Annotated in this window: 21 protein-coding genes; 10 read left to right on the top strand and 11 right to left on the bottom strand. The window is 63.6% G+C overall.

Annotated elements, in window-relative coordinates:
* Nucleotides 1-26 precede the first annotated feature (26 nt).
* Nucleotides 27-581, top strand: coding sequence for a hypothetical protein (locus QAZ47_RS30690; RefSeq protein ID WP_278231879.1), 555 nt, complete (start codon nucleotides 27-29; stop codon nucleotides 579-581).
* Nucleotides 582-601: 20 nt separating this feature from the next.
* On the opposite strand, the gene edd is transcribed toward QAZ47_RS30690, so the two are convergent.
* The 3 genes from edd to zwf form a co-directional block, all read right to left on the bottom strand.
* A complete protein-coding gene (gene edd, locus QAZ47_RS30685; RefSeq protein WP_278231878.1) occupies nucleotides 602-2,425 on the bottom strand; it encodes a phosphogluconate dehydratase in 1,824 nt (607 codons plus the stop codon).
* Between the two features lie 64 nt (nucleotides 2,426-2,489).
* Entirely contained in the window at nucleotides 2,490-3,206 is a 717-nt protein-coding gene (gene pgl, locus QAZ47_RS30680) for a 6-phosphogluconolactonase (protein ID WP_278231877.1), read from the bottom strand.
* Complete coding sequence (gene zwf, locus QAZ47_RS30675; protein WP_278075368.1) at nucleotides 3,188-4,657, bottom strand: glucose-6-phosphate dehydrogenase; 1,470 nt, start codon at nucleotides 4,655-4,657, stop codon at nucleotides 3,188-3,190. Before zwf ends, pgl begins: the two co-directional genes overlap by 19 nt.
* A 276-nt stretch (nucleotides 4,658-4,933) precedes the next feature.
* Here zwf and QAZ47_RS30670 point away from each other — a divergent pair, with 276 nt between their 5' ends.
* Complete coding sequence (locus QAZ47_RS30670; protein ID WP_278204669.1) at nucleotides 4,934-5,680, top strand: SDR family oxidoreductase; 747 nt, start codon at nucleotides 4,934-4,936, stop codon at nucleotides 5,678-5,680.
* Between the two features lie 117 nt (nucleotides 5,681-5,797).
* Here QAZ47_RS30670 and QAZ47_RS30665 read toward each other — a convergent pair whose 3' ends face one another.
* From QAZ47_RS30665 to QAZ47_RS30650, 4 genes are all read right to left on the bottom strand, one after another.
* Entirely contained in the window at nucleotides 5,798-6,673 is an 876-nt protein-coding gene (locus QAZ47_RS30665) for an SH3 domain-containing protein (RefSeq protein WP_278204668.1), read from the bottom strand.
* Between the two features lie 259 nt (nucleotides 6,674-6,932).
* On the bottom strand, nucleotides 6,933-8,219 hold the full coding sequence (locus tag QAZ47_RS30660) for an FAD-binding oxidoreductase (RefSeq protein ID WP_278231876.1): 1,287 nt from the start codon (nucleotides 8,217-8,219) through the stop codon (nucleotides 6,933-6,935).
* A gap of 35 nt (nucleotides 8,220-8,254) precedes the next feature.
* Entirely contained in the window at nucleotides 8,255-8,623 is a 369-nt protein-coding gene (locus QAZ47_RS30655) for a four helix bundle protein (protein WP_278231875.1), read from the bottom strand.
* Between the two features lie 33 nt (nucleotides 8,624-8,656).
* The gene (locus QAZ47_RS30650; RefSeq protein WP_278207994.1) at nucleotides 8,657-10,090 is read right to left on the bottom strand and encodes a glutamine synthetase family protein; all 1,434 of its coding nucleotides are present in this window, start codon (nucleotides 10,088-10,090) and stop codon (nucleotides 8,657-8,659) included.
* A gap of 243 nt (nucleotides 10,091-10,333) precedes the next feature.
* Between QAZ47_RS30650 and QAZ47_RS30645 the strand changes: the two genes are divergently transcribed.
* Nucleotides 10,334-11,047 carry an HAD family hydrolase gene (locus tag QAZ47_RS30645; RefSeq protein WP_278231874.1) on the top strand — a complete coding sequence of 238 codons (714 nt, stop codon included), beginning with the start codon at nucleotides 10,334-10,336 and terminating at the stop codon, nucleotides 11,045-11,047.
* Between the two features lie 139 nt (nucleotides 11,048-11,186).
* Here the strand turns inward: QAZ47_RS30645 and QAZ47_RS30640 are convergent, their stop codons facing one another.
* From QAZ47_RS30640 to aceA, 3 genes are all read right to left on the bottom strand, one after another.
* Entirely contained in the window at nucleotides 11,187-11,570 is a 384-nt protein-coding gene (locus QAZ47_RS30640) for a response regulator (RefSeq protein WP_278207993.1), read from the bottom strand.
* Nucleotides 11,571-11,862: 292 nt separating this feature from the next.
* Nucleotides 11,863-12,105 (bottom strand): hypothetical protein, encoded by a 243-nt coding sequence (locus QAZ47_RS30635; protein ID WP_126085800.1) that lies wholly within the window; start codon nucleotides 12,103-12,105, stop codon nucleotides 11,863-11,865.
* Between the two features lie 54 nt (nucleotides 12,106-12,159).
* Nucleotides 12,160-13,449, bottom strand: coding sequence for an isocitrate lyase (gene aceA, locus QAZ47_RS30630; protein ID WP_278231873.1), 1,290 nt, complete (start codon nucleotides 13,447-13,449; stop codon nucleotides 12,160-12,162).
* Nucleotides 13,450-13,696: 247 nt separating this feature from the next.
* Here aceA and QAZ47_RS30625 point away from each other — a divergent pair, with 247 nt between their 5' ends.
* From QAZ47_RS30625 to QAZ47_RS30600, 6 genes are all read left to right on the top strand, one after another.
* Nucleotides 13,697-15,145, top strand: coding sequence for a helix-turn-helix domain-containing protein (locus QAZ47_RS30625; protein ID WP_278231872.1), 1,449 nt, complete (start codon nucleotides 13,697-13,699; stop codon nucleotides 15,143-15,145).
* Nucleotides 15,146-15,312: 167 nt separating this feature from the next.
* Nucleotides 15,313-16,263, top strand: coding sequence for a DMT family transporter (locus tag QAZ47_RS30620; RefSeq protein ID WP_278233912.1), 951 nt, complete (start codon nucleotides 15,313-15,315; stop codon nucleotides 16,261-16,263).
* A 341-nt stretch (nucleotides 16,264-16,604) separates the two neighbouring features.
* Nucleotides 16,605-17,702 carry a polyamine ABC transporter substrate-binding protein gene (locus tag QAZ47_RS30615; protein ID WP_278231871.1) on the top strand — a complete coding sequence of 366 codons (1,098 nt, stop codon included), beginning with the start codon at nucleotides 16,605-16,607 and terminating at the stop codon, nucleotides 17,700-17,702.
* A gap of 305 nt (nucleotides 17,703-18,007) precedes the next feature.
* Nucleotides 18,008-19,147 carry an ABC transporter ATP-binding protein gene (locus QAZ47_RS30610; RefSeq protein ID WP_278204661.1) on the top strand — a complete coding sequence of 380 codons (1,140 nt, stop codon included), beginning with the start codon at nucleotides 18,008-18,010 and terminating at the stop codon, nucleotides 19,145-19,147.
* 9 nt (nucleotides 19,148-19,156) lie between these two features.
* The gene (locus tag QAZ47_RS30605) at nucleotides 19,157-20,122 is read left to right on the top strand and encodes an ABC transporter permease subunit (RefSeq protein ID WP_278231870.1); all 966 of its coding nucleotides are present in this window, start codon (nucleotides 19,157-19,159) and stop codon (nucleotides 20,120-20,122) included.
* Nucleotides 20,119-20,937 carry an ABC transporter permease subunit gene (locus QAZ47_RS30600; RefSeq protein WP_278075354.1) on the top strand — a complete coding sequence of 273 codons (819 nt, stop codon included), beginning with the start codon at nucleotides 20,119-20,121 and terminating at the stop codon, nucleotides 20,935-20,937. Before QAZ47_RS30605 ends, QAZ47_RS30600 begins: the two co-directional genes overlap by 4 nt.
* A 59-nt stretch (nucleotides 20,938-20,996) precedes the next feature.
* Here QAZ47_RS30600 and QAZ47_RS30595 read toward each other — a convergent pair whose 3' ends face one another.
* Nucleotides 20,997-22,904, bottom strand: a complete 1,908-nt coding sequence (locus tag QAZ47_RS30595) for an AsmA family protein (protein ID WP_278231869.1) — start codon at nucleotides 22,902-22,904, stop codon at nucleotides 20,997-20,999.
* A 265-nt stretch (nucleotides 22,905-23,169) separates the two neighbouring features.
* Between QAZ47_RS30595 and QAZ47_RS30590 the strand changes: the two genes are divergently transcribed.
* Entirely contained in the window at nucleotides 23,170-25,128 is a 1,959-nt protein-coding gene (locus tag QAZ47_RS30590) for an acetoacetate--CoA ligase (RefSeq protein WP_278231868.1), read from the top strand.
* The last annotated feature ends 462 nt before the right edge of the window (nucleotides 25,129-25,590 follow it).

The following is a 25,590-nucleotide window of genomic DNA, read 5'->3' as shown; positions in this document are numbered from 1 at the left end:
ATCTCTGCCCTTGAGGGGCGATCGCTATGAAAAGGCTGACGGCAGTTCCGGTCTACACGGCTAAAGACTATCCTCATATCCGCATGCTCTCCGACGCTGACGATCTGCCGGCCACGTGGGAAGAATGGCGCGTGTTGTTCGAAGCATCGCAGGCGCAGTGGTCAAGAGCGCGCCGGTCCGACTACCAGAAAGTCCGAATCAGACCTGATCGGTTCAAAGCGTGGCTGGGCTCCAAATCGCTCTCAGCGTCAGAGCATTCGAGAAAACTCTATGCCCAGGAACTGCTCGATCTGCGCGCTGAACGATGGCTGACGGCCCGCGCGGCCGAAGAAACAGCGCGGGCGGCCGAAGAAGCGGCATATGCGGCCGAGCAGGAGGCAATGGCGAAGCTGATTGCGCAACACGCGCACAAGTTTCGCCTGGCTACGCTAGGCCCTGCGCAGCGTCGCTATCTGGAGAAAGCCCAGAGAGAGGCACGGATAGCCGAAAAACGCCAGATGGTCGTTATTGTGCTCGTCGCTATCTCCGTCGCTCTGCTCGCACAAGCCCTCTCCATGGCGGCACGTTGGCTTGGCTGGTAGCCCGAAATCAATGCTTAGCGTCAGGCGTTTGCGAAGGCGGCGGCGCCGTGGTCGGCACGGCCGACCAGCTGCCGGAAGCCGGCGAACAGCTCGCGGCCGAAGCCGAATTCGTTGCCGATGAGGTCGGCATCGGCCGTGCGGCGCAGCGCGAATTCCGTTCCCGGCACCAGCACTTCCAGCGTGCCGGCATCGGCGTCGAGCCGTATGATGTCGCCGTCATGGATCCTGGCGATCGGTCCGTCCTCGACCGCTTCCGGCGTCACATGGATCGCCGCCGGCACCTTGCCGGAGGCGCCCGACATGCGCCCGTCCGTCACCAGTGCGACGTGCTGGCCGCGGTCCTGCAGGACGCCGAGCACGGTGGTCAGCTTGTGCAGCTCCGGCATGCCGTTGGCCTTCGGCCCCTGGAAGCGGATGACGGCGATGAAATCGCCTGTAAGCGTGCCGGCCTTGAAGGCGTCGTTCAGCCCCTGCTGACTGTCGAACACCTTGGCCGGCGCCTCGATGACGCGGCGCTCGGGCTTGACGGCCGAGGTCTTGATGACGGCATGACCGAGATTGCCGGCAAGCACCTTCAGTCCGCCGGTCGGCTGGAATGCCTTCTTGAACGGCGCCAGCACCTTCTCGTCGCCGCTCTTGAGCGGCGCCGCCTCGCGCAGCACGCTGCCGTCGGCGCCGAGCTTCGCCTCGACCGCATAGGGCCGCAAGCCTTCGCCCCAGACCGTCTGAACGTCCTCGTGCAGGATGCCTTCATCGAGCAGCTCGCGGATCAGGAAGCCGAGCCCGCCCGCGGCGTGGAAATGGTTCACGTCGGCAAGTCCATTGGGATAGACGCGTGCGAGCAGCGGCACGGCCTCTGACAGGTCGGAAATGTCCTGCCAGGTCAGCGCGATGCCGGCAGCGGCGGCCATGGCGATGAGGTGGATGGTGTGGTTGGTCGAGCCGCCGGTCGCGTGCAGGCCGACCACGCCGTTGACGATCGAGCGCTCGTCGATCATGCGACCGACCGGCGTGTAGGCATTGCCGAGCGCGGTGATCGCCAGTGCGCGCTTCGCCGCCTCCTTGGTCAGCGCGTCCCGCAGCGGCGTGCCCGGATTGACGAAGGAGGCGCCGGGCATGTGCAGGCCCATGATCTCCATCAGCATCTGGTTGGAATTGGCGGTGCCGTAGAAGGTGCAGGTGCCCGGCCCGTGATAGGATTTGGACTCCGCCTCGAGCAGTTCGGCGCGGCCTGCCTTGCCCTCTGCATAGAGCTGGCGGACCTTGGCCTTCTCGTCGTTCGGCAGGCCCGACGTCATCGGTCCGGCCGGGATGAAGACGGCCGGCAGATGGCCGAAGGTGAGCGCCGCGATCACCAGCCCCGGCACGATCTTGTCGCAGACGCCGAGGAAGACGGCGGCATCGAACATGTTGTGCGAGAGGCCGATCGCCGCCGCCATGGCGATCACGTCGCGCGAGAACAGCGACAGTTCCATGCCCGGCTGGCCTTGCGTGACGCCGTCGCACATCGCCGGCACGCCGCCCGCCACCTGGGCGATGCCGCCGGCCTCGCGCGCCGCTTCCTTGATCAGCGCCGGAAAGGTCTCGAAGGGCTGATGCGCCGACAGCATGTCGTTGTAGGAGGTGATGATGCCGAGGTTGGGCACGCGGTCGCCGCCGAGCGCGACTTTCTCCGACGGGCTGCAGACGGCAAAACCGTGGGCGAGGTTGCCGCAGGACAGCACCGCCCGGTTGGCGGCGCGGCCGGATGCCTCCGCGATCCGGCCGAGATAGGCCTCGCGGCCGGCTTTCGAGCGTTGGCGGATGCGTTCCGTGATGGCTTCGATATCGCGTCTGGCTGTCATGGCTGGTCCTTTCGAGCCCCGGAAAACGTCCTCCCACAGCCTCCGGGGCTGCTTCTTCGTGAAATCAGGGTGCCCAGAACACCTCTACCGGTATTGGCGCCGCCTCGATCACTTTGCGGATAGGCTTTTTCACGCCTACTCCCATCGCGCCATCGAAGGCGGTTCGCTTGTCCACTCCCTCGATGTGGAGCGCGATGAAGCCGGCGGCAACGATCCGCGCCATCGAAAGCGTCAGCCGCGGCTCGCCTGCGCTCGGTGCGTTCACCGGCAGCACGATCCGCTGCGACGACGGGTCGAGCAATTCAGCGAGATTGCCAGCATCGGGAAAGAAGGAGGCCGTGTGGCCGTCGCCGCCCATGCCGAGCACCACGACGTCGAGCGGCCATGCCAATGATTGCAGGGCCTCGCTGTCCGAGGCGGCTGCGTCCTCAATGCTCGCCGCTTCATGGTAGAGCGGCACGAAATGCGCGGCCGCGGCGTTGTTCTGGAGCAGGTTGGCAGCCACCAGCCCGGCATTCGAGCGCGGCGAGGAGGGCGGCACGAAACGCTCGTCGACCAGCGTCACCGTGACCTTGTCCCAGGCGATCGGGATCGAGGAGAGGGCGGCGAGGAACCTTGCCGGCGTCGTGCCGCCGGACACGGCGAGCAGCGCCGTGCCGCGCTCGGCAATCGCTTTGGTCAACCGGGCGGCGACGTTGCCGGCGAGGGCGGCCGCCAGCTGCTGCCGGTCGGCGAAGCCGTCCCAGTTATAGGCAGGCTGGCTCAGTTGCTCTCGTGCCATGTCCGTCCGTCACGTTCGATCAGCGCGATGGAGGCCGATGGCCCCCAGGTGCCGGCCGTATAGCCCTGCGCTTCCTGCCGGGCGCTTTCCCAGGCGTTCTGGATCGGGTCGATCCACTTCCAGGCCGCCTCGACCTCGTCGCGGCGCATGAACAACGTCTGGTTGCCGCGCACCACATCCATGATCAGCCGCTCATAGGCGTCCGGCGCCCGGCCCTGGAACGACTGTGCGAAACTCATGTCGAGCGATATCTGGCGCAGCCGCATGCCGCCAGGCCCCGGATCCTTGATCATGATATACTGCTTGACGCCTTCGTCCGGCTGCAGGCGGATGACCAACTGGTTGGGGAAGATCGGCCCGGCGCTGTCGCCGAAGATGGAATAAGGGATCGGCTTGAACTCGATGACGATTTCCGAAACGCGGGTCGCCAGACGCTTGCCGGTCCTGAGATAGAAGGGAACGCCGGCCCAGCGCCAGTTGCCGATTTCGGCCTTCACGGCAACGAAGGTCTCGGTGTTGCTGTCCTTGCCGAGCTCCTCGACATAGCCTTTGACAGGCCCGCCGGCGGAGGCGCCGGCGCGATACTGGCCGCGCACGGTTTGCTTCGGCGCCTCGTTGCCGTTGATGCGCTTCAATGCCCTCAGCACCTTCAGCTTCTCGTCGCGCACGGCGTCCGCGTCCATCGACGACGGCGTTTCCATGGCGACCAGGCAAAGCAGCTGCAGGATGTGGTTCTGCACCATGTCGCGCAGCGCGCCTGCCTTGTCGTAGTAGGTGACGCGGTCCTCCAGCCCGACCGTCTCGGCCACGGTGATCTGCACGTGATCGATATGGGCGGAGTTCCACAACGGCTCGTAGAGCGCATTGGCAAAGCGCAGCGCCATCAGGTTCTGCACCGTTTCCTTGCCGAGATAGTGATCAATGCGGAAGATCTGGCTTTCGTGGAAATCGTCGCCCACCGCGTCGTTGAGCGCCCGCGCCGAGATGAGGTCCCGCCCGATCGGCTTCTCCAGCACGATGCGCGAGTTCGGCGTGATCAGCTTATGCTCTTGGAGCTGGTGCGAGATGTCGCCGAACAGCGCCGGCGCCACCGCGAGGTAAAAGGCGCGGATGCGGTCGCTGTCGCCGACGGCCTTCTTGAGCTTGTCGAAACCGACGCCGCTGGTCGCATCGGCCGAAACGTAGGAAAGGCGAGCAAGAAACCGATCCAGCTCCTTGGCGTCGATATCGGCCGGCTTCACATGCCGCGATATCGCCTGCTTGGCGAAGGTCTGGAATTCGGCATCGGTCATCTTCGCGCGTGACGTGCCGATGATGCGCGTCGGCTCGGAGAACTGATGGTCGCACTGGCGATAGTAGAGCGAAGGCAGAAGCTTGCGTTCCGACAGGTCGCCGGTGCCGCCGAAAATGATGAAGTCGAAAGGGTCGACGGGGATGATCTGGCTGGTCATGGTCAGTCCGATTTGATGCCGGTCGCCGGTAGCGGGGCTGATATATTCTAATCGATTTAAATCGTCCAGTGCCATGGTGTCACATCTAGGACCAATCGCTTGCCATTGATTGGGCCCACATGTTGCCTTGACACTGGCGCTACCGGCAGGCTTGTCGGCACAATGGCTTTCCGGAAGCGTTCGCGCCTGCAACATAGAACGTGAATGTGACGAAAGCTAAGGGAGAATGGCGGCGGACACCCTCAAGACGGGATGACTGCAATGATGGGGAAAACCATGCGTCTGGAAAACAAGGTTGCCATCATCACCGGCGCGGCGTCGGGCTTCGGCAAGGGCATGGCGAAGCGCTTCGCCGAGGAGGGCGCGCGCGTCGTCGTCGCCGATCTCAACGCCAAGGGCGCCGAGCGCGTCGCGGAAGAAATCGGCGACAGTGCGATCTGGACCCAGACCGACGTCTCGCTGCGCTCCGAATTCGACGAGATGGTCTATGCCGCCAAGAGCGCTTTCGGCCGCGTCGACATCATGGTCAACAACGCCGGCTACACCCATCGCAACGGCGACATGCTCGGCGTCGACGAGGAAACCTTCGACCTGATCACCGCCGTCAACATGAAGGCGATCTACCATGCCGCCCTTGCCGTCGTGCCGATCATGGATCGGCAGGGCGGCGGCGTCATTCTGACCACGGCCTCGACAGCCGGCATCAGGCCGCGGCCGGGCCTCACCTGGTACAATGCCTCCAAGGGCTGGGCGATCACCGCCACCAAGTCGATGGCGGTCGAGCTCGCCCCGAAGAACATCCGCGTCAATTGCCTCTGCCCGGTCGCCGGCGAGACCGGCATGCTGGAGAAGTTCATGGGCGCCGATACGCCGGAGATCCGCGAAAAATTCCGCGCCTCGATCCCGCTCGGCCGGCTCTCGACGCCGCTCGACATCGCCAACGCGGCACTCTGGCTTGCTTCGGACGAAGCCGCCTTCATCACCGGCGTGGCGCTGGAAGTCGATGGTGGGCGCTGCATCTGAGCCGCCCCGGCGCGACAGGACTTTGGCGTTCCGGCCGGCTTCAGCCGGAGCAATTCCAGGAAAAGCCCGCAACGGCCCTCGTCCGGGATCGCCAAAAACAGACGCTTTGAAGGCGGATCACGCGCCGGTCTTGACGTAGGTCTTGTAGATCCAGCCGCGCTTGCCGTTATAGACGATCTCGCACCATTTCTTGCAACTCACCACCTGCACCGATGTCTTTGCTGGCACCGTGACGATTGCGGCGGCGCCTTTCTTCGGGCCGGTGCGCATGGTGACTGCCTTGAGGATGCGTCCATTGGCTGCAGCGCTGACATTCTGCTCGTTTGGCTTTGCCGCGGCGTCATTTTCGTCGCCGGCCGGCTGAGCCTCGGGAACCTGTGGCTTTGCGTCGGGGATCGCCGCGGTCTGGGCGCCATCCATCTTGTCGTCCGGCTTCTTTTCATCCACCGATTGCTCAGCCGCCGCAACTTTGGACAGGGCCGTTGAGGCATCGGTCTCGGCAACGGAATCGGCGAAGGCGGCAACGGTCGGCTTCTGCTCGGCCGGCGGCTTGGCAGCCGGAGTGGGTGAAGCAGGCGCGGCCCCGGCCGATGCTGGCTCGGCTCCCGCGCCGGTCCAGCGCGGGCTGTTGGCTGCCAGCGCCGGGATGGCCGCTTCGCGAGCGGCGGTGACCGGCGAAACCGCGTCCGCCTTGCGCGCGGCTTGCGGCGCGGCGGCGACGCTGACTGCGCTTGCGGCGGCTGGCGCGATTTTCGTCGTCTTGACCGGGATTGCAGGCACGCTTTGCTCCGCGCTCGCCTGCCGCTCGTTGGCCGGCAGGGCCAGCCAAAGCGCTATCGCCGCCACACCGAGCAGCGCTGCGGTACCGACAGCCGCTATCACAAGATGCGCGTTCGACCGCAGACCCTGCCAGAACGAGGGCTGCATGTCGTAACCGAACTGCACTGCAAAGCGCCGTCGTTCCGGTGCACCGAAACTGAAGGGCACGTTCACTTAGACCACCTCCAACAACCGGGCCGACGTTCTTTCGGTCTTGCCGCAAGAAGTTCGCGGCTGAACGGCATCGGTCCCGAAATTTCAGCGGGCAGGCCCGCGCAAATCCCCGTTTTATCGCCCAGAACCGGCATCCTTTACCGCCGATTATGGCATCACTGCGCCTTTTTGCGAAATTCTGCGCGTTCGTTAAGGATTCTGCAACGTGCCGCAAGGGAAGCGGACTTGTCGAATCAACAGCTTCTGCGGGGGTCCCGCTTCAGATCCTGTCGCGCAGCGCGAACCAGTTGAGCGCCAGAAACAGAAGCGGCGCGCGGAAACGACGACCGCCCGGGAAGGCGGGAATCTTCAGATCCTCGATAAGCTTCAGCCGATCGCGATTGCCGGCGATCGTCTCGGCATAGAGCTTGCCGAAGAAGTTGGCCAGCATGACGCCATGGCCGGAATAACCGCCCATCGAGATCACGTTCGGCATCACCTCGCGCACGAAGGGTTTCCTCGGCATGGTGATGCCGACATAGCCGCCCCAGCCATGCGTGATCTCGACGTCCTTCAGCGCTGGGTAGAGCTCGGCGATCTGCCGGCGGATGTGGATATGGATGTCCTTTGGATCGTTGACGGCATAGACTTCGCGGCCGCCGAACAAAAGCCGCCCGTCCCTCGACTTGCGGAAGTAGCGCACGACGAAGCGGGAGTCGTCCACCGACTCGCCGCCCGGCAGCACCTTGGATTGTGTTCCGAGCGGTACGGTCGCGCCGATGAAGGAGCCGATCGGCATGATGTGCGACGCGCTCACAGGCTCCAGATTGCCGCCATAGGCATTGACCGCGATCAGGCATTTCTCGGCCGATATCGTGCCCTTCGGCGTCGTCACCTTCACCTTGCCGCCGCTGCAGGCGATGCCGGTCGAGGGCGTCCGCTCGAACAGGTGCGCGCCGGCCGCGGCGGCCACCCTTGCCGTGCCGATCACCAGCTTCAGCGGGTGGATATGCCCGGTGCCGGTGTCGCGGGTGCCGCCGAAATAGCGCGTCGAGCCCAGCCGTTCCGCCGTCTCGCCGGCGTCCATGAAGGCGATGTGCGGATAGCCGAAGCGGCTCGCCATGATCTCGGCATGGCGCTTGTAGTCGTCGACATAGCGTCGCTTGTGCGCAACCGACAATTGGCCCGGCATGTAGTCGATCTCGATTTCGTTGGCGGCGGCGAAATCCAGCAGATGCGCCTTGGCTTCTTCCGCGAGATCGAACAGCGCCTTGGCGCGCGAGAGGCCGTATTCGGCTTCAAGTTCTTCTGCCCAGGCGCGCTGGCCGGTGCCGAGCTGACCGCCATTGCGTCCCGACGCGCCGTCGCCGAAACGGTACGCATCGATCAGCGCAACATTCGTGCCGGCCTTGGCCAGATGTGCCGCCGCCGAAAGACCGGTGAAGCCGCCGCCGATGATGACGACGTCGCAGGTCCGGTCGCCGTCCAGAGCCGGATATTCGGGGCGCGGTCCCGCTGTGTCTTCGTACCAGGAACGGCCGGGGGAAATGGGAGATTGGTACGGCATGGGGAGTAGGGGAGTAGGGGAGTAGGGGAGTAGGGCTAGTCGGTCGAGAGCTTGCGGATCAGGAGCCGAAGAAGCTTTCCCACACTTTCGGTGCCCTCCAGCAATGAAACCGCCGCCGCTTTCGTCGCGATGCCGGTACGCTCGGCAATCAGAATTTGAGTTTCCAGCTCCTTCAATGAGCCTTGAGCGATACGGAGAAATTGCTGATAGGAGCCTCGAATCTCTCTGCCATAACCCTCAGCTGTGTTCGCCGGTATGGAACTGGCAGAGCGCCGTACCTGGCTGGTCAAACCATAGAGTTCCTCCTTGGGCCAGGACTTCGTGGCGCCATAGACTGCCACGGCAAGATCCATGGCCTGCTGCCAGACTACCAGGTCCTGGTAGGAGCCTGTTCTCTCAACCATTCGTTCCCCTACTCCCCTACTCCCCTATTCCCCCTAAACATTCAGCAGCAGATACTCCCGCTCCCACGGGCTGATCACTTCCATGAAGGTCTCGAATTCCGCTCGTTTGATCGCCGCGTAAGTTGCGGCGAAGGATTTTCCGAGGATGGCGCCGAGTTCCTTGTCGCTTTCGAACAGGTCGACGGCCTCGAGAAGGTTGCGCGGCAGGTCGATCTCGTCCTCGTTGGCGGTGGTGAGCACTGGCGCCGAAGCCTTTTCCTTGTGCGTCATGCCGATCAGCCCGCAGGCGAGTGAGGCGGCGAGCGCCAGATAGGGGTTGGCGTCGGACGACGGGATGCGGTTTTCGACGCGCCGCGCCGCGGGGTCGGATCGCGGCACGCGGAAGGCCGTCGTGCGGTTGTCGTAGCCCCACTTGGTGTTGACCGGCGCGGAGGCCGCCTGCGTCAGCCGGCGGTAGGAATTGACGTAAGGCGCGAACATCACCAGCGCGTTCGGCACATGCTTCTGCATGCCGCCGATGAAATGGAAGAATGCGTCTGTCTCGGAACCGTCCTCGGCCGAGAAGATGTTCCTGCCGGTCTTCTTGTCGACCACCGACTGGTGAATGTGCATGGCCGAGCCCGGCTGCCCCTGGATCGGTTTGGCCATGAAGGTGGCGTAGATCTCATGCTTCAGCGCCGCCTCGCGGATCGTGCGCTTGAACATGAACACCTGGTCGGCGAGCTCGATCGGGTTGCCGTGGCGCAGGTTGATCTCGAGCTGGCCGGCGCCTTCCTCGTGGATCAGCGTGTCGATCTCCAGGCCCTGGCGCTCGGAGAAATGATAGATGTCGTCGATCAGCTCGTCGAACTCGTTGACGCCGGCGATCGAGTAGCCGGCGCCGCCGCCGATCGGCCGCCCCGAGCGCCCGACGGGCGGCGTCAGCGGATAGTCCGGGTCGGGGTTCTTGCGCACCAGGTAGAACTCGATCTCGGGCGCCACCACCGGCCTCAGGCCACGGTCGTCATAGGCGGCCAGCACGCGCTTCAGCACGTTGCGCGGCGTGAACTCGACGGACCGGCCATCCTGGTGGACGAGGTCGCAGATCACGGCCGCGGTCGGATCCTCTTCCCAAGGCACCACGGTCAGCGTCGACAGATCGGGAAGCAGCTTCAGGTCGCCGTCATCCTCCGGATAGTGGAAGCCGTTGCCGTCTTCCGGGTAGCCGCCGGAAATCGTCGTCATGAACACCGCCGAAGGCAGCGCCAGCGAAGTGTTGGAGGTGAATTTCTTCGACGGCATCATCTTGCCGCGGGCGACGCCGGCCTGGTCCGGCGTGATGCATTCGATGTCCTCGATGCCGCGCCATTCCAGCCAGGCGCTGGCTTCCTTCCAATTCTTCACACCGCGTTCGTTTTTCAGGAAGGCAGGCGTGCGGGCGCGTCCCCCCCGGCTCGACGGACGGACTTCCTTTTTTTCAGGCGGCATCATTCACCAGATTGTGTTGCGGATTTCGAAGTATAGCCGGGCGTCACGGGGGAAGGGAAGGGGAGGCCGCCAAGGCGCGTCGCGTCGAAACGGATTCGAGCGACGCGCGTTAAGCTCTCCCAAAACCGCTGCGCACCTTTGGGCGACGTGCACTAAGTGGCCTCGGGCGGGTAACCATCTTCAGACTGGCGGCGCGGTGCAACAACGTCTACACCACCCGCTTGCAAGGAACGGTGTCCACTTATGTCCGTCCCCCATTTGACGACGATCGGCTTCGATGCCGACGACACGCTGTGGCAGAACGAGCAGTTCTTCCGCATGACCGAGCAGCGCTTTGTCGCCATGCTTGCCGAACACGGCGAGGCAGGCCAAGTCTCGGCAAGCTTGCTTGAAGCCGCAAGGCGCAATCTCGGCCTCTATGGCTTCGGCATAAAGAGTTTCACGCTGTCGATGATAGAAACGGCGATCGAGGTTACCGAAGGTCGAGTTCCAGCCTCGACAATTGCGGAAATACTGGCCGCGGGCCGGGACATGCTCAGTCACCCGATCGAGCCGCTGCCGCATGCCCGTGAGACGGTCGAAAGGCTCGCCGGTGCCTATCGCCTGGTGCTGATCACCAAGGGTGATCTTCTCGACCAGGAGCGTAAGCTTGCGCAGTCGGGAATGGGCGATCTCTTCGATGCCGTCGAGATCGTCAGCGACAAGAGCGCCGACACCTATGCCCGCATCTTCAACCGCCATGGCGACGGTCCGCAGAACAGCATGATGGTTGGCAATTCTCTCAGGTCCGATGTGGTTCCCGCCATCGAGGCCGGCGGCTGGGGCATCCATGTGCCGCACGAATTGACCTGGGCGGTCGAACATGCCGAGGCGCCCGTTGCGGCGCCGCGTTTTCGCGAGATCGCAAATCTCGGCGAGTTGCCGGGGCTGGTCGAGGCGATCGCAAAAGCTGGCTGAACGCTACTCCAGCCTAAAACAATTCCAGGAGAAGTGTGAAACGGTCGGGCTCGGCGACTTCGCCGTAGCCTTCCGTCCGGAATCGCGTGCAAACAAAAAGATAGAGCGGTTCGGCGTTTCCGTGAAACGGTGAACCGCTCTAGCCGCGGCCGACCAGGCGATCGATCACTGGTTGCAGCCTTTCAGGCGTGATCGGCTTGGCAACCACGGCGTCGACCACGCTCGACAGGCCTAGGCTGTCCGGAGTGCCATTCCTGGTTGAAAGCAGGATCACGGAGGGCAGCGCCTTGCCGGAAGCGCGCCGCAGCGCGTCGATGCCGGACAGCAGCCTGTCGCAATCCTTGTCGTCGGGGCCGCCATCGAGAATGACCGCGCCAGGAATCTGGCTGGCCAGCGCCTTCTCGGCCGTCTCGGGCGGCTCCGAAATCGGCTTCAGACCGGATCTTTCCACGATCTTCGACACGACAACCCGGTTGATCGATGATTTGCCGACCACAAGCACCTTGGAGAAATCCGCCGGCATCCGAGCTGCCGCGCCGCGGTCCGTCGGTTTCACTGGTTTTTGAGGGTCGTCACGGTTGGTGGGACACATGTCTGGCGGGCGCTCTGGTTCAATGCAGGGTTGAAACCTGAGCGCAATTGGCGCGAGATCGCCGGCGGTGTCAAGGAGAAATAGTGGAAAATGAGAATATAGAAAGAATTGCTAAAATTGGGCGCAAGTTCTCCCTGCTATCGCAAGCGGAATTCGAAAAAACCGAAAGTCTCCCGAACGTATAGCGCGCGGGAGACACTCGCAAGTGACTGTTGACGTAACGTCAACTGTGGTTTTGCTGCGTGACGATCACCGGGATCAAAAGATCACCCCAGTTGCCGTCCCCGCCATGGTGCCTGGCCGAACGCACCAGCTCCACGGACACACCCGCCTCGACTGCCTTCATCACCGACTGGTTCAGCCTGTGCAGGTCGTTGGCAAGCATGCGGATCGTCGCCTGTTGATCGACGCTCATCGCGCTCGATTGCTCCTCGGCCCGTTCCTTGACGCGGCTTATCGATGCCATTGCTCTTCTCCTCGACGTAAAGTGCCCCTCTGGGCGTTTCCTCTTAAGTTGTCGTCACTCGGCGGCCGGCCTGAACTGGGCGTGCTCGGTCGATTCATGCATGGCGGTGGTCGAAGACTGGCCGCCGGTGATCGCCATCGACACGGCATCGAAATAGCCGGTACCGACCTCCCGCTGGTGCTTGGTCGCGGTGTAGCCGTGGGCCTCCGCCGCGAATTCGGCTTCCTGCAGTTCCGAATAGGCCGCCATCTGCCGGTCCTTGTAACCGCGGGCCAACTCGAACATGCCGAAGTTCAACTGGTGGAACCCCGCCAGCGTGATGAACTGGAACTTGTAGCCCATGGCGCCGAGCTCCTTCTGGAACTTCGCGATCGTCGCGTCGTCCAGGTTCTTCTTCCAGTTGAACGACGGCGAGCAGTTGTAGGCCAGCAGCTTGCCCGGATGATGCTTGCGCACGCCCTCGGCGAACTTCTTCGCCTGCTCGAGATCTGGCTTGGAGGTTTCGCACCAGATCAGGTCCGCATGCGGCGCGTAAGCGACGGCGCGCGCGATGCAGGGCTCGATGCCGTTCCTCACATGGTAGAAGCCCTCGACCGTGCGGCCCGCATCGTAGTCGACGAAGGGCCGGTCGCGCTCGTCGATATCGGAGGTGAGCAGCTTGGCCGCCTCCGCGTCGGTCCGCGCCACCACCAGCGTCGGCGTGCCCATCACGTCGGCAGCAAGCCGCGCCGCGTTGAGGTTGCGGATATGCGCCGCAGTCGGGATCAGAACCTTGCCGCCGAGATGGCCGCACTTCTTCTCCGACGCCAGCTGGTCCTCGTAATGGACGCCCGCGGCGCCGGCTTCGATGAAAGCCTTCATGATCTCGAACGCATTGAGCGGTCCGCCGAAGCCGGCCTCGGCATCGGCGACGATCGGCGCGAACCAGGTGTCGACCGACAGCCCCTTGCCCTCGGACGTTTCGATCTGGTCGGCGCGCTGAAGCGTGCGGTTGATGCGCTTGACCAGCTCCGGCGCTGCATTGGCCGGATAGAGCGACTGGTCCGGATACATGGCGGACGCTGTGTTGACGTCGGCCGCGACCTGCCAGCCCGACAGATAGATCGCCTTCAAGCCCGCCCTGACCTGCTGCATGGCCTGGTTGCCCGACATGGCGCCGAGCGCGTTGACGAAGTCTTCCTCGTGGATGAGCTTCCACAGCCGGTTCGCACCCATTTCGGCAAGCGTTTGGCGAATCTGGACCGAACCGCGCAGCCGCTTCACGTCCTCGGGTGAATAGGGCCGTTCGATGCCGTCGAAACGGCCTTCCGGCGCGGACGGGACGAGGTTGTAAAAATCAGTCATCGGTTGCTCCAGATCGGTTCTGCTTCTTCGGATGGCGCTTTCGCGGAAGTCATTTCGGCGCCGCTGGTGTGTGACAGCATTTACACTGCGACGCAAAAAGAGCCAGAAAAACCAAGGGTTCTTGCCAAAAATAAGAGAAAAACTGTGTTGTGTTTGACAGGCTGGTGCTGTAAATTTGTCATGATTGTAAAAGGCGGATGGGCGGCGACCACGCGCTTCCGTGTAAATTCTTGTCAAGGATAGATGATTGGCCGACCAGAAGATCTTTGCCGGGCCGCGCATCCGGCGGCTTCGCAATGCCAAGGGGCTGACCCAGACGGCGATGGCCGAAGGGCTGGCCATCTCGCCGTCCTATCTCAACCTCATCGAGCGCAACCAGCGGCCGCTGACGGTTCAGTTGATCCTCAAGCTGGCGTCCGTCTACAAGATCGACCCGCACGAGCTGCAGGGCGAGACCAAAGGGTCGATCGCGGCGCTGAAGGAAGTGTTCGGCGATCCGCTGCTGGCCGGCGAATTGCCGGGGGACCAGGAACTGATCGATCTCGCCGAAATCGCGCCGAACGCCTCCACGGCCATGGTTAAGCTGTTTCGCGCCTATCGCGAGCAGGCCGAGCGGCTATCGGATCTCAATGAGCTTCTGGCGCGCGAAGGCAGGGCGACCGCATTGTCCGGCACGCGGCTGCCTGTCGATGAAGTGCACGAGACCTTCGAGCGTCGGCCGAACCATTTCGCCGCGCTGGAGGAGGAAGCGGAAGCCTTCATTTCGCTGCTCGATCCTGGAGACGACCTGTTCGGGGTGCTGAAAGCTTGGCTGAGGCGCGAGCACGGCATCGTGGTCAAGGTGCTGCCGGTCGCCACCATGCCGAACTGGCGCAGGCGCTATGACCGCCATTCGCAACGCCTGTTCCTGTCCGAGCGGCTCTCTCCCTTCGACCAGTTGCGCGAGGTCGCCATGGAGGCGAGCCTGATGCGCATGACCGTCGCCGTGGCCGCTGAGATCCAGGCGTTGAAGCTGGCGACCGACGAGGCGCGCCGGCTCGCCCGCTTCGAGCTCGGCCGCTATGCCGCGCACGCCCTGATGATGCCCTATCAGGCCTTTCACGCGGCGGCCGTCCGTGCCCGCTACGATATCGACGTTCTGCGCTCGCGTTTCGGCGTGTCCTTCGAACAGGCGGCAAACCGCCTGACCATGCTGCAGCGGCCGGGCGCGGCGGGCGTGCCGTTCTTCATGCTGGAGGTCGACAATGCCGGCAACCGCTTCCGCAAGGCGGGCAGCCACGGCTATCCGCAGAGCCGTTTCGGCGGCGCTTGTCCGAAGCTTCCTGTACATGCGGCCTTTTCGCAGCCCGGCCGGATCCTGGTCGAGGCGGTGGAAATGCCCGACGGCGCCGAGTTCCTCTGCATCGCCCGCACGCTCGAAGGGCCGCAAGGCGCCTTCTCCGAGCGGCCGCGGCGCACGGCGCTTCTGCTCGGCTGCGACATCGGCTTTCGCGACGAGATCGTCTACAGCGCGGCGCTGCCTGGGCCGGCCGCCGGCAAGACCGCGCACGGCACGGCCTTCGCCACGCCGGTCGGTCCGGCCTGCAGGCTCTGCGAGCGCGTCGGCTGCCTGGCGCGCGCCGAGCCGCCGGTGACGCGGCCGCTCGGCCTCGATGAGATGGTGACGGGCCTCAGCGCTTTCGATTTCCAGGGATGATGCTTGCCGCCGAGCCTCAGCGGTCCTGCGAGGCACAGACGACTTTGTCCCATATTTCAGTGGATGCTGGATCACGCGTGGCTTTCGCCTTTGCGCTACGCGATTGGGACATGGAGTTGTCGTCCGTGGTGGATCGTACCGCCTGCAACTCGCTGACAGTCGTGCCCATGTCCGATACCGCTTCGCCCCGCATTGCCTTGCCTGCCGTCTCGCCGCGCGAGGAGCGGATCGGCATGCTGCTGGTCTTCCTGTCGGCGCTGATGTGGAGTTTTGGCGGCACCATCGCCCGCTTCATCCATGTCGGCGACAGCTGGACAGTGGTGTTCTGGCGCTCGCTCTGGGCGGTGGCCTTCCTCGTCGCCTTCATGGTCTGGCGCGACGGCTGGCGCGGCACCTCGAAACTGTTCCGCGACATGGGGCTGCCCGGGCTTGGCGTCGCCTTCTGCTTCGCTACCGCTTCGACGAGCTTCATCGTCGCGCTCGCCTACACGACGGTCGCGAACATCTTGTTGATGCAGGCAGGCGTGCCGCTTCTGGCGGCCTTGCTCGCCTGGGTGCTGTTTCGCGAACGTGTGAGCCCGGGGACCTGGGCGGCAATTGCCGCCGTCATCACCGGCGTCGCCATCATGGTCTCGGAATCTTTGGGCGGCGCCGTCTCGCCGATCGGCGACGGGCTGGCGCTGCTGATCGCGGTGATGTTTTCGTTCGCGACCGTGATCACCCGGCGCTTCGCCCATGTGCGCATGGTTCCGGCCACGTGCCTCGGCGCGCTGCTGGCCGGTGCCTTTGCCGCCTCGCAGGCCACGGAATTCGTCGTCTCCGCGCGCGATATGAGCTTTCTCTTCGCCCTCGGCGTGATCAATCTCGGCGTTGGCCTTGCCTTTTTCGCCATGGGCGCGCGGCTGGTGCCGGCGGCCATCGCGGCACTGCTCGGCACCTTCGAGCCGATCCTCGGCCCGATCTGGGTCTGGCTCGTCCATTCCGAGGTGCCGTCGGTGCGCACCATCATCGGTGGCGCGGTCGTGGTCACGGCGCTGCTCGTCCATATCGCATTCGAGTTCAAGCGGCAGACCCGGCCCGAGCGGCCGGGCATTACAGGCCTGCCATCCCCTAATTGATGCTACATAAGCGTTTGCCATTGACAACCGTGTCGCCGGGCGGGCAGGCTGCGATTACGGCAACAACAAGACAGGCGTATCTTGCCAAGTGTCTCTGCCGGCCTCACCGGGGCCGGACCGCAACGTCATATTTCTGACTACGCCGCGGCGAACGCCGCTGACGCCGCCCTGATACCCTTCCGGAGGGGGTGCAAGGGCCGGAACCGCTACTCAACGATCCAGCGCGGTTCCAGCGGGTCGCGCTCATTGCCCTCCGGAAAGCTCAACAATCCGAACCAAACGCCGTCCCGCGCCCATATCGCGCCGAGCCGGCAGGGGAACATTCACCAAAGGAGAACATCATGATCCGCAAAGCGCTTTTGCTTTCGGCGACCTCGGCATTCCTGACGCTCTTTAGCGTAGGCGGCCATGCCGACGATCGCGTCGTCAATGTCTATAACTGGTCGGACTACATCGACAGCTCGATCATCGACGACTTCACCAAGAAAACCGGCATCAAGGTCGTCTACGACACCTTCGATTCCAACGAGATCCTGGAGACGAAACTGCTCGCCGGCGGCAGCGGCTACGACGTCGTCGTGCCCAGCGCCAACTTCCTGGCGCGTCAGATCCAGGCCGGCGTCTTCCAGAAGCTCGACAAGTCGAAGCTGCCGAACATCTCCAACATGTGGGACGTCATCACCGAGCGCACCGGCAAGTACGATCCGGGCAATGAGTATTCGGTCAACTACATGTGGGGCACGGTCGGCCTCGGCTACAACGTCAAGAAGGTGCAGGCCGCGCTCGGCACCGACAAGGTCGACAGTTGGGACGTGTTCTTCAATCCGGAGAGCCTGGCCAAACTGAAGGACTGCGGCGTCTATGTGCTGGATTCGCCTGCCGACATCATTCCGGCGGCGCTGAAATATCTCGGCCTCGACCCGAACAGCACTTCGCCTGACGACATCGCCAAGGCCGAGGAAGCGCTGCTGAAGGTTCGACCCTATATCCGCAAGTTCCATTCGTCCGAATACATCAACGCTTTGGCCAATGGCGACATCTGCCTGGCGGTCGGCTGGTCGGGCGACGTGTTCCAGGCGCGCAACCGCGCCGAGGAAGCCAAGCAGGGCGTCGAGATCGGCTATTCGGTGCCGAAGGAAGGCGCCCAGATGTGGTTCGATCAGATGGCGATTCCGGCCGATGCGCCGCATGTCGCCGAGGCGCTCGAGTTCATCAACTACATGATGACGCCGGAAGTCATCGCCAAGTCGTCGAACTACGTGCTCTACGCCAACGGCAACAAGGCCTCGCAGCAGTTCGTCGACAAGGCCCTGCTTGAAGACACCTCGGTCTACCCGGACGAGGAGACGACCAAGAAGCTTTATACCGTGCAGCCATACGATCCCAAGACACAGCGCGTCATCACGCGCACCTGGACCAAGATCGTCACCGGCCAATAGGCACTGAGAAGCGACCCCGGCAGCCAATTACCGGGGTCGCTTTCTTAGAGCAATTCCAGGAAAAGTGCGTAGCGGTTTTCCGTCCGGAATTGCGTCAAAACAAAGAGACAGAGCAATTCCAGGAAAAGTGCGTAGCGGTTTTCCGTCCGGGATTGCGTCAAAGCAAAGAGACAGAGCAATTCCGGGAAAAGTGCTTGGCGGTTTTCCGTCCGGGAATTGCGTCAAAACAAAAAGCTAAAGCGGTTCTGCGTTTCCTTGAAACGATGAGCGGTTCTAGCTGAAAGAAACAGAACCGGAGTGGGGATATGAAATCGCTTGGCAGCATCCGCAGGGATTTCGCGCCATGGAATGATCCGAACGCCAAGCCGTATATCCAATTCGACAAGGTGACCAAGAAGTTCGGCGACTTCACCGCCGTCAACAATCTGTCGCTGACCATCTTCGAGCGTGAGTTCTTTGCGCTGCTTGGCGCCTCGGGCTGCGGCAAGTCGACCTTGCTGAGGATGCTCGCCGGCTTCGAGGAGCCGACCGCGGGGCGCATCCTGCTCGACGGCCAGGACCTGCGCGGTATCCCGCCCTACAAGCGGCCGGTGAACATGATGTTCCAGTCCTATGCGCTGTTTCCGCATATGACGGTGGAGAAGAACATCGCCTTCGGCCTCAAGCAGGAAGGCATGCCGGCCGCCGACATCGAAAAGCGTGTTGCCGAGATGCTGAGGCTGGTCAAGCTCGAGCAGTTCGCCAAGCGCAAGCCGCATCAGCTTTCCGGCGGCCAGCGCCAGCGTGTGGCGCTTGCCCGCTCGGTCGCCAAGCGGCCGAAGGTCCTTCTCCTGGACGAGCCGCTCGGCGCGCTCGACAAGAAGCTGCGCGAGGAGACGCAGTTCGAATTGATGGATCTGCAGCAGGAACTCGGCCTCACCTTCGTCGTCGTCACCCACGACCAGGAGGAAGCCATGACCATGGCCGACCGCATCGCCATCATGGACAAGGGCGAGGTGATGCAGGTCGCCACACCGGCGGAAATCTATGAGGCGCCGACCTCGCGCTTCGTGGCGCATTTCGTCGGCAACGTGAACATGTTCGAGGGCAAGGTCGCCGAGCGGGCGGCCAATACGACGCGCATCACCGGCACGACCGGCGCGCAGATAGTCGTCGAGAATGCCGCCGATACCGCCAAGGGCGCCGACATCGTCTTCGCGATCCGGCCGGAGAAGATCAAAGTCTCGTCGAAGAAGCCGGCGGATGCCGTCAACGCCCTCGAGGGCGAGGTTTATGACGTCGCGTATCTCGGCGACATGACCGTCTACCATATCAAGCTCGATGACGGTCAGATCGTGCGGGCGAGCGCGTTGAATGCCTCCCGCGTCACCGAGGACCCGCTGACCTGGAACGACCGCGCCTGGGTTTCCTTCCGGCCTGATGCCGGCGTCGTGCTGACCAGGTAGGAGCGGGCCATGACCCAAATCGCCGCCACCGCCTCCTCATCGGCCGAGACCGCCGCTCAGTTGCCGACCAGGCTGGCGAAGGGATTCGTCAGCCGCCTCGTCATCATCGTCCCCTATCTCTGGCTGCTGTTCTTCTTCCTCGTTCCGTTCGTCATCGTCTTCAAGATCTCGCTGTCGCAGACGGCGATCTCCATGCCGCCCTACACGCCCGTGCTCGATTTCAGCGATGGCGTGTCCGGATTCTTCGCCGGATTCCGCGAGCTCAACTTCGACAACTACACCTGGCTCACCCAGGATGCGCTCTACTTCAATGCTTATGTGACCAGCCTGATCATCGCGGCCATCTCGACGGTGCTGACGCTGATCGTCGGCTATCCGATCGCCTATGGCATGGCGCGCGCGCCGGCGACGGTCAGGCCGACACTTCTGATGCTGGTGATCCTGCCGTTCTGGACCTCGTTCCTGATCCGCGTCTATGCCTGGATCGGCATCCTCAAGCCCGAGGGGCTGCTCAACCAGGTGCTTTTGTCGCTGCATCTCATCAGCCAGCCGCTGGTCATTCTCAACACCTACGCCGCGATCTTCATCGGCATCGTCTATTCCTACCTGCCCTTCATGGTGCTGCCGCTTTATTCGTCGCTGGAGAAGATGGACTATTCGCTGATCGAGGCGGCGCAGGATCTCGGCTGCCCGCCGACCGGCGCCTTCTGGAAGATCACCTTTCCTCTGTCGCTGCCGGGTGTGATCGCCGGCTGCCTGCTGGTGTTCATCCCGGCCGTCGGCGAGTTCGTCATCCCGGATCTTCTCGGCGGTTCGCAGACGCTGATGATCGGCAAGACGCTGTGGAACGAGTTCTTCGCCAACCGCGACTGGCCGGTCTCGTCGGCGGTGGCGGTCATCCTGCTGTTGGTGCTGACCGTCCCGATCATGTTCTTCCAGCAGGCTCAGGCTCGTGCACAGGAGCAAGGCAAATGAACGCCACCTGGAGCCGCTTCAACATCACCTCGATCGTGCTCGGCTTTGCCTTTCTCTATCTGCCGATCGTGCTGCTCATCGTCTTCTCCTTCAACGAATCGAAGCTCGTTACCGTCTGGGGCGGCTTCTCGACCAAATGGTATGTGTCGCTGTTCCACAACCAGGGCCTGATGGACGCCACCTGGGTGACGGCGCGCGTCGGCGTCATCTCGGCCACCGTGGCGACTGTGCTCGGCACGCTGGCCGCGATCACCTTGACGCGCTACACGCGCTTCAAGGGGCGGGTGCTATTTTCCGGCATGGTCTTTGCGCCGCTGGTCATGCCGGAAGTCATCACCGGCCTGTCGCTGCTGCTGTTGTTCGTAGCCGTTGGGCTCGATCGCGGCTTCTTCACGGTCACGCTCGCCCACATCACCTTCACCATGTGCTTCGTGGCCGTCGTCGTGCAGTCGCGCCTGGTCTCCTTCGACCGCTCGCTCGAGGAAGCGGCCATGGACCTCGGCGCGCCGCCGGTGAAGACCTTCTTCCAGATCACCTTGCCCGTGATCCTGCCGGCGATCATCTCGGGCTGGATGCTGGCCTTCACGCTTTCGCTCGACGACCTGGTCATCGCCAGCTTCACCTCTGGCCCGGGGGCCACGACGCTGCCGATGAAGATCTACAGCCAGGTGCGTCTCGGCGTGACGCCGGAGATCAACGCCGCCTGCACCATCCTGATCGCCGTGGTCGCGGTCGGCGTCATCATCGCCTCGATCGCCAACAAGCGCCGCGAGGTCCAGCGCCAGCGCGACGAGCAGGCGGCGCAGCGTGGGTGAGGAAAAGGACGGGCGCGACCTGCGACTTGCCTTCCTGTCGGTTGCGCGCTGTTCGGAAATTACTGGCCTGAAACGCCCCGGCTGATTGGCGAGATGAACGGCGTGCTCCAGTTGCCGCCGACGAAGAACAGCGACTGCTTTGGTGGCGGCGGCGCCTGCACGGCCGCCTGACCGCCGGCGGCCGGTTGCTGCGCCGGCTGTTGCTGTGCGGGCTGTTGCTGCGCAGGCTGCCCGTTCGGGATGACGCCGCCGGAGAGCGCCAGCCCGCGTCCGCTATAGGAGGCGATGCCCGAAAGCCAGATCTTGTACTTCTGTGAATTGACCTCCGCCTTGTCCAGCCGCGCCACGCCTTTCGAGATGCTCGCCTTGATCTCGGCGCCCTCTATCGGCAGCGAGCCGTCGGCGACGTCGTCGAGCGCGAAGAATCCGCCCTGTTCGTTGCGCTTGAGGAAGGCGGGCAGGTTGAGCCCGTTGAGCGAGCCTGGTCCGAACGTTGCCGAAAAGGATCCGTCGGCATTCTCGAAGATGGAATCCCAGGCCTTGCCCGGCCCCTTGAGGATGACCGAGACGGTGCCGGTGCCGGCCGGCACCAGTCGCGTCATCCCCGCCGCGGTGGCGAAGGCCCCGGTATCGACATCCGACGCCAGGAGTCGCATTTCGACCTGAGTGCCGTCCGGCTTGCGGTCGAAACGCAGGCTGCTCTGGATGTTGCCGTTGAAGGCAGATGCGTCGGAAATGTCGAAGACGGCAAGTCCGTTCTTGACCTGCGCGGTTGCGGCGACGTCGGCCAGCTGGACCGGGCCGGCGGTGGCGTGCGCCGCCGACAGCCTGAGATCGAGGTTGATCTTGTCGGCGAAGCTGGTGTCGATCTCGCCGGGACCCGCTTGGCCGGCCGGAGCGATCGGCGTGAAAGCTGAAAGGAACGACCGAAGATCGAGCGTGTCGAAGGCGAGCGTTCCGGAAATGACGGGCAGCGCCTCGCTGAACGAAAAGTCCAGCGCTCCCATGCCGGGATTGTTGTCCAGCGCTACCGTCGTGTTCTCGAATTTCGCCCGTCCGGCCGACGCCGTCACCTTGCTCGTGACCGAGACGGAACCGATCGCAGCGCCGGGCGCGATGCCGGCCTGCGACCATTCGAGCAGGCGTCTCAGCGAAGGGGCGGCGAATTTCGCCTGGCCGTCCAGATAGGCGTTCTCCGACATCGAGGCGACGCCGTCGAAGGAGAGCGTGGCGGGCGCCGCCTTGAAGGCGAACGTGACGGGCGCGACGCCGCCGGCAAACAGCACCAGCGGCTTGGCCGAGGAAAAATCGACCTGGACGCTCTCGCCGCGCCATATACCGGTCGCGGTGAGCGCGGCTTCGCTGTTCATCGCCGCCCAGTTCACCTGGCCGCTGAGGCTGCTCAGGATCTCGGTGTCCTTGCCGCCGGCCGAGGTCACGATGCGGCCGTCACGGAACTCGACGGTGCCGAACGGATCGGAAGGCAGTCTGCCGAGATCTGGCTTTTGCGGGTTCGCGGTGACAACGCCGCGCGCGGTGTCGATCGAGCGCGTGATGCGGCCGCCGGTCGGCAACGGCGGCAGATAGAAGCCGCTCGCCGTACGCTCGACCCTGATGGTCGGTCGCACCAGCCTTGCCGTCGAGAATTGGACGTCGCCCTGCAAGGCGGCCATGGCAGAGAGGTCGACCTCGACGCGCTCGGCTTCGACCACCGGCGGCGCGTCGGTCTCGGTCCATTGCGACAGCGTCACGTCGCTGAGGATTGCCCGGAATTTCGGCCATACCTCGATGCGCGGCGAGCCGTCTATGGTGACGCGAAAACCGCTCCAGGCGCTCAATTCCCAGGCGATGCGGTCGCGCACGATGCGCGTCGAGGCAATCAGCGGCAAGGCGGCAAGGGCGAGCGCGATGACCAGCACGGCAACGCCGATCATCCACACTCCGCGCCGGATCAAAGATGATGGCATCGCGCCCCGTTATGCTTCCATTGCCGACAAATCGCCCGACGGGTGTAACCGAGAGCTGACGCTTTTCAAGTCTTTATGGCCCTGCGATGGCATTTGCGCCCTATCCTTTGTCGGCGATTCCAACAAAATCTTGCTCTGCTGCGCTGCGGTATGCATAAGCGATAAACCCGTCCGGCCCGCAAACGCCACGCCGGTTTTGGGACAACGACGCAGGCGACATCAGGCTTAACTGCCGCAATCGCGACGCGCTTTGGGAGGAACGATGATGGCCGCCGACACCCCTTTGTGGACGCCGACGCAGGACCGGATCGCCTCCGCGCCCATGACCGCCTTCATGAAGGCGGCCGCAGCGAAGTCGGGAGAGGCTTTCTCCAGCTATGCGGAGCTGCATCGCTGGTCGATCGAAGATCGCGAGGCGTTCTGGAGCCTGGTCTGGGATTTCTGCGGGCTTGTCGGCGACAAGGGCGAGCGCGGCCTCGTCGATGGCGAGAAGATGCCGGGTGCGGCCTTCTTTCCCGATGCGAAGCTCAATTTCGCCGAGAACCTCCTGAAGAAGACCGGCGGCGGTCTGGCCATCGTCTTCCGCGGCGAGGACAAGGTCGAGCGCCGGCTGTCCTGGAACGAGCTTCACGCGCTCACCTCGCGCCTGCAGCAGCTCTTTGTGTCGCTCGGGGTCAGAGAGGGCGATCGCATCGCCGCGATGATGCCCAATATGCCCGAGACCGTCGCCGCCATGCTGGCGGCAAGCTCGATCGGCGCGGTCTGGTCTTCCTGCTCGCCCGATTTCGGCGAACAGGGCGTGCTCGACCGTTTCGGCCAGATCGAGCCGGTCGTCTTCATCGCCCCCGACGGCTATTGGTACAACGGCAAGGCGATCGAGGTCGCCGACAAGGTCCGGGCGGTGGCAGCGAAGCTGACAACCCTGCGCAAGGTGCTGATCGTCGACTATCTCGGCACCTCCTCCGATGTCGCCGCCACCATCGATGAGGCAGCGGCGCTTGAAGAAGCGCTCTTGCCCTACACAGTCAAGCCGCTCGCCTTCGAGCGGCTGCCGTTTTCGCACCCGCTCTACATCCTGTTCTCCTCCGGCACGACCGGCATTCCGAAATGCATCGTGCATTCGGCCGGCGGCACGCTGATCCAGCACGTCAAGGAACAGCGCCTGCATGCCGGGCTGCTCGACGGCGACCTTTTCTTCTATTTCACCACCTGCGGCTGGATGATGTGGAACTGGCTGGTCTCGGGCCTCGCCTCGGGCGCGACCTTGCTGCTCTATGACGGCTCGCCCTTCTATCCCGACGGCAATGCGCTGTTCGATTTCGCCGACGCGGAGAAGATGACCTATTTCGGCACCTCGGCGAAGTTCATCGATTCCGTGCGCAAGGCCGGTCTGAAGCCGATTGCAAGCCACGACCTTTCCAGCGTGCGCACCATCTCCTCCACCGGCTCGCCACTGTCGCCGGAGGATTTCCGCTTCGTCTATGATGGTATCAAGAAGGACGTGCACCTGGCCTCGATTTCCGGCGGCACCGACATCGTCTCCTGCTTCGTGCTCGGCGTGCCGACCGAGCCGGTCTGGACCGGCGAGATCCAGGGACCGGGCCTTGGCCTTGCGGTCGACGTCTGGGACGACGACGGCAAGCCGGTCAGGCAGGAGAAGGGCGAGCTCGTCTGCACCAAGGCGTTCCCGTCGATGCCGATCGGCTTCTGGAACGACCCGGAAGGCAAGAAATATGGCGCCGCCTATTTCGAGCGTTTCGACAATGTCTGGTGCCATGGCGACTTCGCCGAGTGGACGGCGCATGGCGGCATGATCATCCATGGTCGCTCCGACGCCACGCTCAATCCGGGCGGAGTGAGGATAGGCACCGCCGAAATCTACAACCAGGTCGAGCAGATGCCGGAGATCCTGGAGGCGCTCTGCATCGGCCAGGATTTCGACAATGACGTGCGCGTCGTGCTGTTCGTGCGGCTGGCCGCCGGCGTCGCCCTCGACGAGGATCTGGAAAAGCGCATCCGCGCCAGGATCCGCACAGGCGCCAGCCCGCGCCACGTGCCGGCCAAGATCGTTGCCGTCACCGATATCCCGCGCACCAAATCGGGCAAGATCACCGAGCTCGCCGTGCGCGACGTGGTCCATGGCCGCGCCGTCAAGAACAAGGAAGCGCTCGCCAACCCCGAGGCGCTGGAGCTGTTCAGGAACCTGCCGCAGCTCGAGAGCTAGAGCCAGGCGGCTTGTTGCCGGCAGAGATTTCCTGCTTTGTTGGAGTGACCCGTCCCAACGTTCAAGATTAGCGAAACGCCTTCGCGGTCGTCATCCTAGGGCGGAGCAAGGAGCGAAGCGACGCGCGCAGACCCTAGGATCCATTCCGTGTGCTAAGGCGTTGCAACGTTTACAGAATTCTGCTCCCGCTGCACTCTTCGGCTGAGGTAACGGCATGGATCCTTGGGTCTCCGCGACGGAGCTTCGCTCCTGCTTCGCCCAAGGATGACGACGTCACGAGGGCTTCGGCCAATCGCCAAGGTCCGCGATACGCCAGGTCGTAGAACGGCATCCGCATAGTTAACAAAAGGTGGCGGTCGAATTTACCTAGATTTCACGAGTGGTACACATTCGTAAATTTTTTCGACCCCCGGTAAGGACTTGTTAAGGGACGGCGCCGATAGTCGCACGTAACTTGAGGGA

Source organism: Mesorhizobium sp. WSM4904 (assembly GCF_029674545.1).
In the GTDB taxonomy this organism is placed as follows: domain Bacteria; phylum Pseudomonadota; class Alphaproteobacteria; order Rhizobiales; family Rhizobiaceae; genus Mesorhizobium.
This window is presented reverse-complemented; position numbering and strand designations above follow the sequence as displayed.